General features: G+C 52.9%; 12 protein-coding genes and 1 pseudogene. 3 read left to right on the plus strand and 10 right to left on the minus strand.

Translation table 11 applies throughout. The annotated features are described in order from the left end of the window. Window position 1 precedes the first annotated feature (1 nt). The 9 genes and pseudogenes from dam to hofM all read right to left on the minus strand — a co-directional run bounded on the left by dam (window position 2) and on the right by hofM (window position 7676). On the minus strand, window positions 2-838 hold the full coding sequence (gene dam, locus ACJHXA_RS07020; RefSeq protein ID WP_000742143.1) for an adenine-specific DNA-methyltransferase: 837 nt from the start codon (window positions 836-838) through the stop codon (window positions 2-4). 106 nt (window positions 839-944) lie between these two features. After that, window positions 945-2231: a cell division protein DamX gene (damX, locus tag ACJHXA_RS07025; protein WP_000343193.1), complete on the minus strand. Its 1287-nt coding sequence runs from the start codon at window positions 2229-2231 to the stop codon at window positions 945-947. A 91-nt stretch (window positions 2232-2322) separates the two neighbouring features. Continuing rightward, window positions 2323-3411, minus strand: coding sequence for a 3-dehydroquinate synthase (gene aroB / locus ACJHXA_RS07030; RefSeq protein WP_000439846.1), 1089 nt, complete (start codon window positions 3409-3411; stop codon window positions 2323-2325). Window positions 3412-3467: 56 nt separating this feature from the next. Next, window positions 3468-3989 (minus strand): shikimate kinase AroK, encoded by a 522-nt coding sequence (aroK, locus tag ACJHXA_RS07035; RefSeq protein WP_000818618.1) that lies wholly within the window; start codon window positions 3987-3989, stop codon window positions 3468-3470. Window positions 3990-4389: 400 nt separating this feature from the next. Continuing rightward, window positions 4390-5628 carry a DNA uptake porin HofQ gene (gene hofQ / locus ACJHXA_RS07040; protein WP_000815976.1) on the minus strand — a complete coding sequence of 413 codons (1239 nt, stop codon included), beginning with the start codon at window positions 5626-5628 and terminating at the stop codon, window positions 4390-4392. Next, entirely contained in the window at window positions 5540-5944 is a 405-nt protein-coding gene (hofP, locus tag ACJHXA_RS07045; protein WP_001264141.1) for a DNA utilization protein HofP, read from the minus strand. The genes hofQ and hofP overlap by 89 nt, the downstream gene beginning before the upstream one ends. Then, the gene (gene hofO, locus ACJHXA_RS07050) at window positions 5934-6374 is read right to left on the minus strand and encodes a DNA utilization protein HofO (RefSeq protein WP_001055760.1); all 441 of its coding nucleotides are present in this window, start codon (window positions 6372-6374) and stop codon (window positions 5934-5936) included. Before hofO ends, hofP begins: the two co-directional genes overlap by 11 nt. Then, a pseudogene (gene hofN / locus ACJHXA_RS07055) lies at window positions 6358-6897 on the minus strand (DNA utilization protein HofN). Before hofN ends, hofO begins: the two are co-directional and overlap by 17 nt. Then, window positions 6897-7676 (minus strand): DNA utilization protein HofM, encoded by a 780-nt coding sequence (gene hofM / locus ACJHXA_RS07060; protein ID WP_001315880.1) that lies wholly within the window; start codon window positions 7674-7676, stop codon window positions 6897-6899. Before hofM ends, hofN begins: the two are co-directional and overlap by 1 nt. A 119-nt stretch (window positions 7677-7795) precedes the next feature. On the opposite strand from hofM, the gene mrcA reads away from it, so the two are divergent. Then, the gene (gene mrcA, locus ACJHXA_RS07065) at window positions 7796-10348 is read left to right on the plus strand and encodes a peptidoglycan glycosyltransferase/peptidoglycan DD-transpeptidase MrcA (RefSeq protein WP_001367029.1); all 2553 of its coding nucleotides are present in this window, start codon (window positions 7796-7798) and stop codon (window positions 10346-10348) included. Window positions 10349-10515: 167 nt separating this feature from the next. Here mrcA and nudE read toward each other — a convergent pair whose 3' ends face one another. After that, window positions 10516-11076, minus strand: coding sequence for an ADP compounds hydrolase NudE (gene nudE, locus ACJHXA_RS07070; protein WP_000045744.1), 561 nt, complete (start codon window positions 11074-11076; stop codon window positions 10516-10518). 319 nt (window positions 11077-11395) lie between these two features. Between nudE and igaA the strand changes: the two genes are divergently transcribed. Both igaA and yrfG read left to right on the plus strand, forming a co-directional pair. Then, entirely contained in the window at window positions 11396-13531 is a 2136-nt protein-coding gene (gene igaA, locus ACJHXA_RS07075; RefSeq protein ID WP_000104549.1) for an intracellular growth attenuator protein IgaA, read from the plus strand. Between the two features lie 64 nt (window positions 13532-13595). Beyond that, window positions 13596-14264 (plus strand): GMP/IMP nucleotidase, encoded by a 669-nt coding sequence (gene yrfG / locus ACJHXA_RS07080; RefSeq protein ID WP_001295168.1) that lies wholly within the window; start codon window positions 13596-13598, stop codon window positions 14262-14264. The last annotated feature ends 10 nt before the right edge of the window (window positions 14265-14274 follow it).

Here is a 14274-nt window from a genome sequence, read left to right on the forward strand (position 1 = left end):
ATTATTTTTTCGCGGGTGAAACGACTCCTGGTTTGTACAAAGCCAGCAGTTCGTCCACCTTTTTACGTGTGCCGCCGTTGCTGCTTATACTGCGTCGAACTTTGACGACATGCAATTTTGCGCGCTGATACCACTCACGCGTTAACATCGTATCGTGATTGGAGATCAGCACTGGAATATGGCGCTCAACCAGACCTTCGGCGATCTCCGCCAGATGCGCTTGTTGTTCAAGCGTAAAACTGTTTGTGTGATACGCCGTAAAGTTGGCGGTCGCAGACAGCGGTGCATAAGGCGGATCGCAATAGACGACGGATGCATCATCTGCGCGCGCCATGCTATCGGCGTAAGACTCACAATAGAAAAAGGCATTCTGCGCTTTTTCAGCGAAGTGATACAACTCTGCTTCCGGGAAATAGGGTTTTTTGTAGCGGCCAAACGGCACGTTAAACTCACCGCGCAGATTGTAACGACACAGGCCGTTGTAACCGTAGCGGTTCAAATATAAAAACAGTACCGCCCGACGGAACGGATCCTGGCTTTTGTTGAACTCTTCGCGGAACTGATAGTAGACCTCGGCGCAATTTGTTTCGGGAACAAACAGCTCGCGTGCGGCCTGTACGTACTCATCAGTACGCATCTTCACAATGTTATAGAGACTGATCAGGTCGCTATTGATATCGGCAAGGATATAACGAGAAAAGTCGGTGTTGAGAAACACCGACCCGGCACCTACAAAAGGCTCAACCAGACATTCGCCCTTGGGCAAATGCCGTTTAATATCATCAAGCAGGGGATACTTGCCCCCTGCCCACTTCAAAAAAGCGCGATTTTTCTTCATGCTGACTAACTAATTACACCTTCTCCGGCTGTGGAGAAAGCTCCGACAGCATCCAGCGCTTCAGGCAACTCCCGCAACGATAACCCATTGCGGGAGATAACCTTGATTACTTCAGATCGGCCTGTACCTGACGCAGCGGTTTCGCCCACGGGTTTTTGGCCTGAACATCTGCTGGCAATGTAGATACCGCTTTTTTCGCCTCTTCTTTCGAAGCGTACACGCCAGAAACCAGGACATACCACGGCTGACCATTACGCGTCGTTTCATAGACAACGTAGTTTTTCAGATTCTCTTTCTTCGCCCAACCGTTCAGGTTGTCGTAGTTAGAGGAACTGCTCAGCTGCAGAGTGTAATGGCTGGACGGTGCCGATTTCAACGAACCAACATTACCTGCGGTCTTCCCTCCAGCGGCTGGTGTTGCCGTGGTTTGCGCCGGGGATGCCGTCTGTACTGGAGCCGTAGTCGCCGTCTCTTTTGGTGCTGGCGCAGAAGTCGCAGCCGGTGCCTTCGTGCTCGCCACAGGAGCAGCTGGTTCAGTACGCTTCGGCGTCTGTGCTACCGGCTTCGGTTCCGTTTTCACGGTTGCTTGCGGTTTTTTCGGTTCAATCACCGCCTGCTGACGAGCTGGACGCGTAGTGGCCGGACGTTCAGCAGTTTGCGTTTTCGCCGTGTCACGCGATGCATTGCCATTGCGTACTGGCGCGACAGTTGCTGGTTCAGTCGGCAATGTAGAATTGACCGCCACATTGTTCAACTGTTGCTGATTTTGTGGCTGGGTCAGCGCATTGTTCAGGTCACCCTGCACTTCAACACGTTGTTGACCATCCGTTGCCGCCGGGGTTTGCCCTTGAGTCGGCGTAGAAGAGATCGGTGGCAGAGAAACATCCTGCTGAGTATTTTCCGCAGACGTGGTTCCCGGCGCTGGCTGCACCCCATTCGCCTGATCGGTCGCATTGCCTGCAAGATCAATACTCTTCTCGCCAGACGCGGTTTGATCGCTGGAAGAGGTCGAGGGGGCTTTTAGCGCAGAACCGATACCGATGATCAACAGCAGTAGAACCAGAATGCCGACGCCCATCATCATATACTGACGAGAAGCGGGTTTACTGGCTGCTTTTTTGCGCTTACGCGGACGACGCTCTACGCGCTCTTCATCCACGGTTTCATCTTCGGATTCGTCAATTTCTTCTTCGATTTCCGGTTCCTCATTGCGCTCTTTTTGCGCACGAGTCGGACGGCGATCGTCAGTGTCATCAAGTTCAATATCATCAAAATTGATCTGCGGTTCGCCACGTTCAGTACGCTCAGAACGTTCAGAAGATTGACGAGAACGACCAGTACGACGATCGCTGGGATCGGGTTTCAGCTCGTCTTCTGGTTTGAATTCATCCATTTAACACCCCACTAAAAGGTTAATGCTTACCACGTTGCAATTAACCTGAAGCTAATAGACCGCTTGATAAGCGGCCTGACCTTTCTTGTTGTTACGCTGATTGACAATCGGCAATGGCGTTAAGAACAAGCTCGTGCGAAACGCCGCTGCGAACTTCACTCTTACCAATTGCCAACGGAAGAATTAAGCGTATCTCTCCCGCAAGGACTTTCTTGTCACGCAGCATATGCGGTAAATACGCCTGCGCGGACATTTCGCGCGGCCCATTGACCGGTAACCCAGCCCGCTTGAGCAGGGTTATAATACGCTGCGTTTCGGCAGAACTAAACTGCCCGAGACGTTCCGACGTCCGCGCCGCCATCACCATACCCGCAGCGACCGCTTCACCATGTAACCAATTGCCATACCCCATTTCAGCTTCAATGGCATGACCAAAGGTGTGTCCCAGATTCAGTAAAGCACGTAACCCGGTTTCGCGCTCGTCGGCGGCGACAACTTCTGCCTTCAGTTCACAACAACGGCGAATACAGTACGCCATTGCCGGACCGTCCAGACGCAACAACGCATCCAGATTCTCTTCCAGCCAGTTAAAAAACGCACCGTCAAGAATAATGCCGTATTTGATGACTTCTGCCAGCCCCGACGCTAACTCACGCGGGGGAAGCGTTTTCAGACAGTCGAGATCCACCACCACTGAAGCAGGCTGGTAGAACGCGCCAATCATGTTTTTACCGAGGGGATGGTTGACCGCAGTTTTGCCGCCAACGGAGGAATCGACCTGCGACAGTAACGTCGTCGGGACTTGAATGAAACGAACACCGCGCTGATAACTCGCCGCCGCGAAGCCGGTCAGATCGCCCACTACGCCGCCGCCAAGCGCCACCAGCGTAGTATCGCGACCATGCGGCTTTTGTAACAACGCCGTAAAGACGGTATCGAGTACAGCCAGGCTTTTATACTGCTCGCCGTCAGGGAGGATAACGCTATCGACGTTAACACCCGCCTGTTCAAGTACGCCGCGGACCTTATCGAGATACAGAGGAGCCAGGGTTTCGTTGGTGACCAACATGACCTGCTCGCCCGATTTCAGCGGTAAGAATGAAGCTGGTTCATTAAACAAACCAGATGCGATGGTAATTGGGTAACTACGTTCCCCGAGAGTAACGACAATCCTCTCCATAACGCGACATCCACCTTAATTACTGTACCCGCAGACGAGTGTATATAAAGCCAGAATTAGTTGCTTTCCAGCATGTGAATAATCTGGTTTGCAACCACTTTAGCGCTTTGATCATCAGTACGAATGGTCACGTCGGCAATCTCTTCATACAGCGGATTGCGTTCATTGGCCAACGCTTCCAGAACTTCACGCGGCGGTGTTTCAACGTGCAGCAACGGGCGTTTTTTATCACGCTGCGTGCGTGCAAGTTGCTTTTCGATGGTCGTTTCAAGATAAACGACAACGCCACGAGCGGAAAGACGGTTACGCGTTTCACGGGATTTCACAGAGCCGCCGCCAGTAGCCAGCACAATACCCTGTTTCTCGGTCAACTCATTGATGACCTTTTCTTCGCGATCGCGGAAGCCTTCTTCGCCTTCTAAATCGAAAACCCAGCCCACATCAGCTCCGGTTCGTTTCTCAATCTCTTGATCGGAATCGTAAAATTCCATATTGAGTTGTTGAGCTAACTGGCGCCCAATAGTGCTTTTTCCGGCACCCATAGGCCCAACCAGAAAGATATTGCGTTTCTCTGCCATTTTTTCGGTACTACTAAGACTATTCGTTAATGATAAACCCGCTTCGCTCAGAGAGCGCCGCAGGACATGAACTGAAACCTCATAAGATATTGCGAGAGTCAGACTGAAAATTATCTCAATACTCCAGCGGGTTTGGCAACTGAATAAATCACCCATCCCTCTGCATATCTGGTCGCTGCAAGCGCGCTGCCTTGCTACCACCGCTCTGGCGATAAATCACCGGGTAAGATTAGCGTAAAAAAGACAGCAAAATGCCGCCTGAATGATAAATCATCATCATGGAACGCAGGCAGCGAAGAGCACCAACTCTCAAATCGGTACTCCTTGTATGCTAAATACCTGCGCGCGTCAAATAGATGAAACACGTTCAGCATAAAAACATTACCGCTTTTACGGCTGTTTACTCACTGGAAACCAGTCGTGGCGTGATAAACACCACTAACTCGCGTCGTTCATCTTCTTTTCCGTCATGACGAAATAATTGCCCGAACCAGGGAATGTCGCCAAGCAACGGTACGCTATCCTGACCCGATTTATTTTTACGGGTAAAAATGCCGCCCAGCGCCAACGTTTCTCCGCTTTTGACCTCGACCTGCGTTTCGATCTCCTGCTTATCAATCGCCAGCACTTCGCCATCGGCCTGCTGTAGCACCTGCCCCGGAACGTTCTGGCTGATGTGTAATTTCAGCCGGATGCGACCTTTTTGTAACACCGTGGGCGTGACCTCCATCCCCAGGACGGCCTCTTTAAATTCCACCGACGTCGCGCCACTTTCCCCGCTGGAAACCTGATATGGAATTTCGCTCCCCTGTTTAATGCTGGCAGGCTGAAGATGTGAGGCCAGCAGACGCGGACTGGCGATAATATCCAGCTGCTGTTTTTGTTCGAGCGCGGAAAGCTCAAGATCCAGCAAGCGTCCGTTGATGCGCCCAATGTTAAAACCGACATGCGTTGTCGCCGTCGCTACGGAGAGGTCGCTACCAAGCGTGGTGACTTGCCCAACACCACCAGCGTGTTGCGCATCGGCCAGCGTCCATTTCACGCCTAACTCACGCAAACTTTTTTCATTAATGGTGACAATATGCGCCGACAGCTCAACCTGCCCGACCGGAAGATCCATTTGCGCTACCCACTGTTCAAGCGCGCTTAACGCCGTTTTGTTATCTCGTAGCAAAAGGCGATTGGTGCGTTTATCGACGGTCATACTCCCTTTGGCACTCAGTAGCTTCTCCCCCGCTTTCGCCAGTTCTCCCGCGTCGGCGTATTGCAGGGTTATACTGCGATTTTCCAGCGGCAGATTTGCCTGCGCCCGCGCCTGCTCCGCCTCCTGGCGGGCGATATTGTCATTCTGCCAGGCAATAGAATGCACTGAGAGAATGTTGCCCTCCTGGCGCGTTATCAGCCCGGCGCTTTTCACTACAGTTTGTAGTGCCTGCTTCCAGGGAACATCTGTTAGATGTAACGACACCGTACCGCTGACGTCTGGCGACACGACCAGGTTCAACTTCTCCTGTTCAGCCAGCGCCTGCAACACCTGAGCCACCGGAACGTCATCCACCATCAGCGTCACTTTTTGCGGCTTTGCCGCCTGTACGCCGGGTATCAGCATCAACAGTAGTGCGGCTATCCATTGCTTCATTTGTATCTCCTTGCCGTTGCCACAACCATTGTGGCGGTTCGCAGTTTGTCCCGGTACCCAGCGTTAGTACGTCTGGCGTCAGCTGTAAAATTGTCCAGCCGTTTTCCAGCACATCGTTTTGCTGCACCCGTCGCCATTTCTTTTGCCCGTCTTTTATTACACCGATGATGCGCTCGCCTCGCCCTACCATCCCCTGATAGCGCCACTGGCTAAGTTCGCTAATCCGGCATAGATCTTCCGGCGGTTTAAAAGGGTCACGCATACCGGTTAAAAGGCACAATGCAATACCTGCCAACAACCAGCGTTTAACCCTCATGCGGCGTCTCCAGTTGTAGCGTGAACAAAAGATCATCACCTTCCACGCTTAACGAAAAACGGCTCACGCTGACGTTGCGCTCTGCCAGCCGTGTAAATGCCGACGGCACTGCTTCCCACAGCGTTTTCAACGCCAACTCGCCTCCCTGCGCGGATGGATGCCAGGAAACCAGTTGCGCGCCGGATAACTGAAAATCCAGTGGCGAAAAGGGCAGCGTTTTTTCCTCGCTGAAGGGAGTGGTGTCTACCAGGCGATACAGTGCGGCCCACTGCTGGTGATGACTTGCCCGTAGTCGAATTAATGCGTCGCGCTCTTCATGGTGTGTCGATGATAGAAAAATGAGCGTAACTAACATCAGCAACCAGAATGCCCAGCAAAGCTGGCGGAGGCGGGGTGATGTGGCGAACCACCAGTCAAAGAACATGTTCATCGCTAACCTTCCTTGTTAACTGATACTCAAATTGCCAGCGTCCCTGCGCATCCTGCTGCGTGGCTCCCCGCTGATTGAGATGAAAAGACGCATCCTGGCGGAGTGACGTTTCTAGTGCGTTTAACGCGGTAATGCTTGTTGTCAGCCCCTTGATCTCCAGCGTTCCCTGCTGCCAGCTTATCGTTGTCAGCCAGGCGTGCTCGGGTAAAAGCGCCGCCAGTGCTTCCAGCGCAGATTGCCAGTCGCGGGTAAATTATCGCTGGCGCTGCCGTTGCGAACGCTGTTCGCGTAACTGCTGTTGCTCCAGCAAACGTGGCTTCGTTATCTGTAAGCTGCGGGCGAGTTGTTGTTCCGCCTGAAGCAAAACTGCGTCTATGCGCGCTTCGGCGCTGCCTGTCAGACGCAGTATTAGCGTTATCCCGACGGCCAGCAGCAGAGGCGCAACGAACATCAGCAACCAGAAACGCAGAAAAGCGGTCCGGCGTTGCTGTCGCCAGGGCAAAAAATTAATTGGCGGGTTCATCAGTACGCCTTCCCAAGCGCCAGCCCCAGCGCGATGGCAAAGTCTCCACCTGGCGGCGGTAGCGGCGGCTGACGAACAGAAACGGCCTCCCAGGGATCAAATCCCCCTTCGCCACATATCGCGACGCTTTCGGGATCAACGGATAACGCTGCCGCCAGCTCCTTCGCGCTAGTCATCCCCACCGCCAGTTTGCGCCCCCAGCGACAGCGTGTCGCCCACAGCCACTGTTCGTTATCACGCCAGGCCAGACATTGCTGATGAGAAGGTAAAAAAGGCAGGAATTGCTGTAATGCACTGGCATCCGGGGTGATCGCGCTCACATGAACACGCAACCTTTCTGCCAGAGTAAGTAGCGTTGCCAGCTCTTTGCTTTGCGCGGCAGTCACGTTATAGGCGGGGCTGAGTGAGTCTTCGCTGTAATCGAAGCGCAGGGAGTCCGGATCCATATCCAGCTCGCGGGCCATCGTCCCTGACAGCCAGGCCGTTTGCTCCCGCTCACCAAGGGACATCGACGGGCGCGGAAATGACCGCTGTAATGTGCGACTGGCGGGAAACGCCAACATAATGTGATGACGCTGCGGCAGTTCGCGACTCCACGGTAACAACGTTTTAGCCAGCTGCTGCGCATCAACAATCCGCCCATCTTTGATAATGTCGTTCTCCAGCGGCAACCGCCACCAGCGTTGCAAAAAGCATTCTTTTGCTCCCCGCACGATCGCAACCGCTACCGCTTCTTGCTGTTGTAAATGCAAACCAATTTGCCAGATCTTAAATGCCATTGTGATGATCTCCTTATCACCCGTCACTCTGACGGGTATATCAATGCGTCTGGCTTGCCTTTATACTACCGCGCGTTTGTTTATAAACTGCCCAAATGAAACTAAATGGGAAATTTCCAGTGAAGTTCGTAAAGTATTTTTTGATCCTTGCAGTCTGTTGCATTCTGCTGGGAGCAGGCTCGATTTATGGCCTATACCGCTACATCGAGCCACAACTGCCGGATGTGGCGACATTAAAAGATGTTCGCCTGCAAATTCCGATGCAGATTTACAGCGCCGATGGCGAGCTGATTGCTCAATACGGTGAGAAACGTCGTATTCCGGTTACGTTGGATCAAATCCCACCGGAGATGGTGAAAGCCTTTATCGCGACGGAAGACAGCCGCTTCTACGAGCATCACGGCGTTGACCCGGTGGGGATCTTCCGTGCGGCAAGTGTGGCGCTGTTCTCCGGCCACGCGTCACAAGGGGCGAGTACCATTACCCAGCAGCTGGCGAGAAATTTCTTCCTCAGTCCAGAACGCACGCTGATGCGTAAGATTAAGGAAGTCTTCCTCGCGATTCGCATTGAACAGTTGCTGACGAAAGACGAGATCCTCGAGCTTTATCTGAACAAGATTTACCTCGGTTACCGCGCCTATGGTGTCGGTGCTGCGGCACAAGTCTATTTCGGTAAAACGGTCGACCAACTGACGCTGAACGAAATGGCTGTGATCGCCGGGCTGCCGAAAGCGCCTTCCACCTTTAATCCGCTCTACTCAATGGATCGTGCCGTCGCGCGGCGTAACGTCGTACTGTCGCGGATGCTGGATGAAGGGTATATCACCCAACAACAGTTCGATCAGACACGCACTGAGGCGATTAACGCTAACTATCACGCGCCGGAGATTGCTTTCTCTGCGCCGTACCTGAGCGAAATGGTGCGCCAGGAGATGTATAACCGTTATGGCGAAAGTGCCTATGAAGACGGTTATCGCATTTACACCACCATCACCCGCAAAGTGCAGCAGGCCGCACAGCAGGCGGTACGTAATAACGTGCTGGACTACGACATGCGCCACGGCTATCGCGGCCCGGCAAATGTGCTGTGGAAAGTGGGCGAGTCGGCGTGGGATAACAACAAGATTACCGATACGCTGAAGGCGCTGCCAACCTATGGTCCGCTGCTGCCTGCCGCAGTCACCAGCGCCAATCCTCAGCAAGCGACGGCGATGCTGGCGGACGGGTCGACCGTCGCATTGAGTATGGAAGGCGTTCGCTGGGCGCGTCCTTACCGTTCGGATACTCAGCAAGGACCGACGCCGCGTAAAGTGACCGATGTTCTGCAAACGGGTCAGCAAATCTGGGTTCGTCAGGTTGGCGATGCATGGTGGCTGGCACAAGTGCCGGAAGTGAACTCGGCGCTGGTGTCGATCAATCCGCAAAACGGTGCCGTTATGGCGCTGGTCGGTGGCTTTGATTTCAATCAGAGCAAGTTTAACCGCGCCACCCAGGCACTGCGTCAGGTGGGTTCCAACATCAAACCGTTCCTCTACACCGCGGCGATGGATAAAGGTCTGACGCTGGCAAGTATGTTGAACGATGTGCCAATTTCTCGCTGGGATGCAGGTGCCGGTTCTGACTGGCAGCCGAAGAACTCACCACCGCAGTATGCTGGTCCAATTCGCTTACGTCAGGGGCTGGGTCAGTCGAAAAACGTGGTGATGGTACGCGCAATGCGGGCGATGGGCGTCGACTACGCTGCAGAATATCTGCAACGCTTCGGCTTCCCGGCGCAAAACATTGTCCACACCGAATCGCTGGCGCTGGGTTCAGCGTCCTTCACCCCAATGCAGGTGGCGCGCGGCTACGCGGTCATGGCGAACGGTGGCTTCCTGGTGGACCCGTGGTTTATCAGCAAAATTGAAAACGATCAGGGCGGCGTGATTTTCGAAGCGAAACCGAAAGTAGCCTGCCCGGAATGCGATATTCCAGTGATTTACGGTGATACGCAGAAATCGAACGTGCTGGAAAATAACGATGTTGAAGATGTCGCTATCTCCCGCGAGCAGCAGAATGTTTCTGTACCAATGCCGCAGCTGGAGCAGGCAAATCAGGCGTTAGTGGCGAAGACTGGCGCGCAGGAGTACGCACCGCACGTCATCAACACTCCGCTGGCATTCCTGATTAAGAGTGCTTTGAACACCAATATCTTTGGTGAGCCAGGCTGGCAGGGTACCGGCTGGCGTGCAGGTCGTGATTTGCAGCGTCGCGATATCGGCGGGAAAACCGGTACCACTAACAGTTCGAAAGATGCGTGGTTCTCGGGTTACGGTCCGGGCGTTGTGACCTCGGTCTGGATTGGCTTTGATGATCACCGTCGTAATCTCGGTCATACAACGGCTTCCGGAGCGATTAAAGATCAGATATCAGGTTACGAAGGCGGTGCCAAGAGCGCCCAGCCTGCATGGGACGCTTATATGAAAGCCGTTCTTGAAGGTGTGCCGGAGCAGCCGCTGACGCCGCCGCCAGGTATTGTGACGGTGAAAATCGATCGCAGCACCGGGCAGTTAGCTAATGGTGGCAACAGCCGCGAAGAGTATTTCATCGAAGGTACGCAGCCGACACAACAAGCGGTGCACGAGGTGGGTACGACCATTATCGATAATGGCGAAGCACAGGAATTGTTCTGATTAAAAAGGCGCTTCGGCGCCTTTTTCAGTTTGCTGACAAAGTGCACTTTGTTTATACCGGATACGGCGTGAACACTTTACCCGTCTAGCAACATCTAGAAAAATCAATATATTGCAGAAACTTCGTAAGCCTGATAAGCATTATGCATCAGGCGAACTTTACGCATTTACACTCGCCCCTGCCCTTTCAACCATTCACGCACGAGGAACAGCGCGCTGACATTACGCGCTTCGTTGAAGTCAGGGTCTTCCAGCAAATCCATCATATGCGCCAGCGGCCAGCGCACCTGTGGTAGCGGCTCTGGCTCATCGCCTTCCAGCGATTCCGGGTAGAGATCTTGCGCTACCACGATATTCATTTTGCTGGAAAAATAAGACGGTGCCATGCTGAGCTTCTTCAAAAAAGTCAGATCGTTCGCACCAAATCCAACCTCTTCTTTTAGCTCGCGGTTAGCGGCTTCGTAGACGCTTTCACCCGGATCAATTAAACCTTTCGAAAAACCTAATTCGTAGGATTCAGTTCCCACTGCGTATTCGCGGATCAGGATCAGGTGATCGTCCACAATCGGCACAATCATCACTGCTTCCCGGTTGGTTGGACGCATTCGTTCATAAACACGCCGCACGCCATTGCTGAACTCCAGATCCACGCTCTCGACGGTAAACAGTCGGGAACGGGCTACAGTTTCAACATTCAGAATGGTGGGTTTTTGTAATGATTTGCTCATCGTGGGATCTATGCTGTGAAATCAGCGGTTATTGTGCGATATCGGACACGCTTTCGGCAATGTGAATTGCATGTTATTTACATTTATGTAACTTAATAAATAATCGTCCTCAAATCAAATTAAAAGTCAATAGGTTGAAATAACTCCAGGAATTTGCTGATATTCCGCCTTCAGAGGGTTTGCTATGATCAGCGGTTACTGTGATGTGCTTAATGATGCTCAAGTTAAACTCCACGCTTGCCGATAGCCAACCGCAGAATCATGTATTGTGTCTGGTGCGACTGACCACGCCTGACAGACTAAGTAAGATGGGGAAAGCATGAGCACCATTGTGATTTTTTTAGCTGCTTTGCTGGCCTGCTCACTACTTGCGGGATGGCTGATAAAAGTGCGATCCAGACGGCGTCAGCTGCCCTGGACCAACGCCTTCGCGGATGCGCAAACGCGTAAACTCACACCTGAAGAACGTAGCGCCGTTGAAAATTATCTTGAGAGCCTGACGCAGGTATTACAGGTGCCTGGCCCAACGGGAGCTAGCGCGGCACCGATCTCTCTGGCGCTGAATGCCGAAAGCAACAACGTCATGATGCTGACACACGCTATCACGCGTTACGGCATCTCTACCGACGATCCGAATAAATGGCGTTACTACCTCGATTCGGTAGAAGTCCACCTGCCCCCTTTCTGGGAACAATACATCAACGATGAGAATACCGTTGAACTGATTTATACCGATTCGCTGCCGCTGGTTATTTCACTCAACGGTCATACGCTGCAGGAGTACATGCAGGAAACGCGCGGCTATGCCTTGCAACCTGTTCCGTCCACGCAGGCGTCGATTCGCGGGGAAGAGAGTGAGCAAATCGAGCTACTCAATATTCGCAAAGAAACGCATGAAGAATATGCGCTGAGTCGTCCGCGCGGGCTGCGTGAAGCGTTGCTGATCGTCGCCTCCTTCCTGATGTTCTTTTTCTGCCTGATTACCCCGGATGTATTTGTTCCGTGGCTGGCAGGCGGCGCATTACTGCTGCTGGGCGCAGGTCTGTGGGGGCTATTCGCGCCCCCGGCAAAATCCTCCCTGCGAGAAATTCATTGTCTGCGCGGTACACCCCGTCGTTGGGGATTGTTTGGCGAAAACGATCAGGAACAGATCAACAATATTTCACTCGGTATTATCGACCTGGTCTATCCCGCACACTGGCAGCCATACATTGCTCAGGATCTCGGTCAACAAACCGATATTGATATCTATCTCGACCGCCACGTAGTGCGTCAGGGGCGATATCTTTCGCTGCATGATGAAGTAAAAAACTTTCCGTTACAGCACTGGCTGCGCAGTACGATTATCGCTGCGGGCTCGCTGCTGGTGCTGTTTATGCTGTTATTCTGGATCCCGCTGGATATGCCGCTGAAATTCACTCTCTCATGGATGAAAGGCGCGCAGACCATTGAAGCCACCAGCGTAAAACAACTGGCTGACGCTGGCGTGCGGGTAGGCGATACATTGCGTATTAGCGGTACGGGAATGTGTAATATTCGCACTTCCGGAACCTGGAGCGCGAAAACCAATTCACCTTTTTTACCGTTTGACTGCTCGCAGATCATCTGGAATGACGCCCGCTCATTACCATTACCAGAATCTGAACTGGTCAACAAAGCGACGGCATTGACTGAAGCAGTTAATCGCCAGCTGCACCCTAAACCGGAAGATGAATCTCGCGTCAGTGCCTCATTACGTTCAGCGATTCAAAAATCCGGCATGGTATTGCTTGATGATTTTGGCGACATTGTACTGAAGACAGCGGATTTATGTTCTGCCAAAGATGACTGTGTGCGACTGAAAAATGCGCTGGTCAATCTCGGCAACAGTAAAGACTGGGACGCGCTGGTAAAACGCGCCAACGCCGGGAAGCTCGATGGCGTGAATGTGTTATTACGCCCGGTGAGTGCGGAATCGCTGGATAACCTGGTGGCAACCTCCACCGCGCCGTTTATCACGCATGAAACGGCGCGAGCGGCACAATCACTAAACAGTCCGGCCCCCGGCGGATTCCTGATTGTCAGCGACGAAGGCAGCGATTTTGTTGATCAGCCCTGGCCTTCGGCATCACTTTACGACTACCCGCCGCAAGAACAGTGGAACGCTTTCCAGAAACTGGCACAAATGCTGATGCATACGCCGTTTAACGCCGAAGGTATCGTCACAAAAATCTTCACTGACGCCAATGGTACGCAGCATATTGGCCTTCATCCGATCCCGGATCGTTCCGGCCTGTGGCGCTATCTCAGCACCACATTGCTGCTACTGACGATGCTGGGTAGCGCCATTTACAATGGCGTACAGGCCTGGCGTCGTTACCAGCGTCATCGCACTCGCATGATGGAGATTCAGGCCTATTATGAAAGCTGCCTGAACCCGCAACTGATCACCCCTTCAGAAAGCCTTATCGAATAACACGTTTGCGCGGCAGGTTATGCTACCCTGTCGCGCAAATTGCTTCACTCTGGAGATTTCCCTCATGCATATCAACATTGCCTGGCAGGACGTAGATACCGTTCTGCTGGATATGGACGGCACATTGCTCGACCTCGCCTTCGATAACTATTTCTGGCAAAAGCTGGTGCCTGAAACATGGGGCGCGAAAAACGGGGTTACGCCACAGGAAGCGATGGAATATATGCGCCAGCAATATCACGACGTACAGCATACGCTAAACTGGTACTGTCTTGATTACTGGAGTGAGCAACTGGGTCTGGATATCTGTGCGATGACCACCGAGATGGGACCGCGTGCCGTACTGCGTGAAGATACCATTCCGTTTCTTGAGGCACTGAAAGCCAGCGGTAAGCAGCGAATTTTGCTCACCAATGCGCATCCGCACAACCTGGCGGTAAAACTTGAGCATACCGGTCTGGACGCACACCTTGATTTATTACTTTCCACCCACACATTTGGTTATCCGAAAGAGGATCAGCGGTTATGGCATGCGGTGGCCGAAGCTACGGGTCTGAAAGCTGAAAGAACGCTGTTTATTGATGACAGCGAAGCGATTCTCGATGCTGCCGCGCAATTTGGTATTCGTTACTGCCTCGGCGTGACTAATCCTGATTCCGGGATTGCCGAGAAACAGTATCAACGCCATCCGTCACTGAATGACTACCGCCGCCTGATCCCCTCGCTAATGTGAAGGAGACGCC

This window comes from Escherichia sp. WS33 (genome assembly GCF_046486385.1).
Lineage (GTDB): Bacteria > Pseudomonadota > Gammaproteobacteria > Enterobacterales > Enterobacteriaceae > ECMA0423.

Bases quoted from the DNA above. Each gene is read 5' to 3' on its own strand.
- nudE (WP_000045744.1), bottom strand. From the start codon at position 11,076: ATGAGCAAATCATTACAAAAACCCACCATTCTGAATGTTGAAACTGTA.
- damX (WP_000343193.1), bottom strand. From the start codon at position 2,231: ATGGATGAATTCAAACCAGAAGACGAGCTGAAACCCGATCCCAGCGAT.
- hofP (WP_001264141.1), bottom strand. From the start codon at position 5,944: ATGAGGGTTAAACGCTGGTTGTTGGCAGGTATTGCATTGTGCCTTTTA.
- hofQ (WP_000815976.1), bottom strand. From the start codon at position 5,628: ATGAAGCAATGGATAGCCGCACTACTGTTGATGCTGATACCCGGCGTA.
- yrfG (WP_001295168.1), top strand. From the start codon at position 13,596: ATGCATATCAACATTGCCTGGCAGGACGTAGATACCGTTCTGCTGGAT.
- hofM (WP_001315880.1), bottom strand. From the start codon at position 7,676: ATGGCATTTAAGATCTGGCAAATTGGTTTGCATTTACAACAGCAAGAA.
- aroB (WP_000439846.1), bottom strand. From the start codon at position 3,411: ATGGAGAGGATTGTCGTTACTCTCGGGGAACGTAGTTACCCAATTACC.
- hofO (WP_001055760.1), bottom strand. From the start codon at position 6,374: ATGAACATGTTCTTTGACTGGTGGTTCGCCACATCACCCCGCCTCCGC.
- igaA (WP_000104549.1), top strand. From the start codon at position 11,396: ATGAGCACCATTGTGATTTTTTTAGCTGCTTTGCTGGCCTGCTCACTA.
- aroK (WP_000818618.1), bottom strand. From the start codon at position 3,989: ATGGCAGAGAAACGCAATATCTTTCTGGTTGGGCCTATGGGTGCCGGA.
- dam (WP_000742143.1), bottom strand. From the start codon at position 838: ATGAAGAAAAATCGCGCTTTTTTGAAGTGGGCAGGGGGCAAGTATCCC.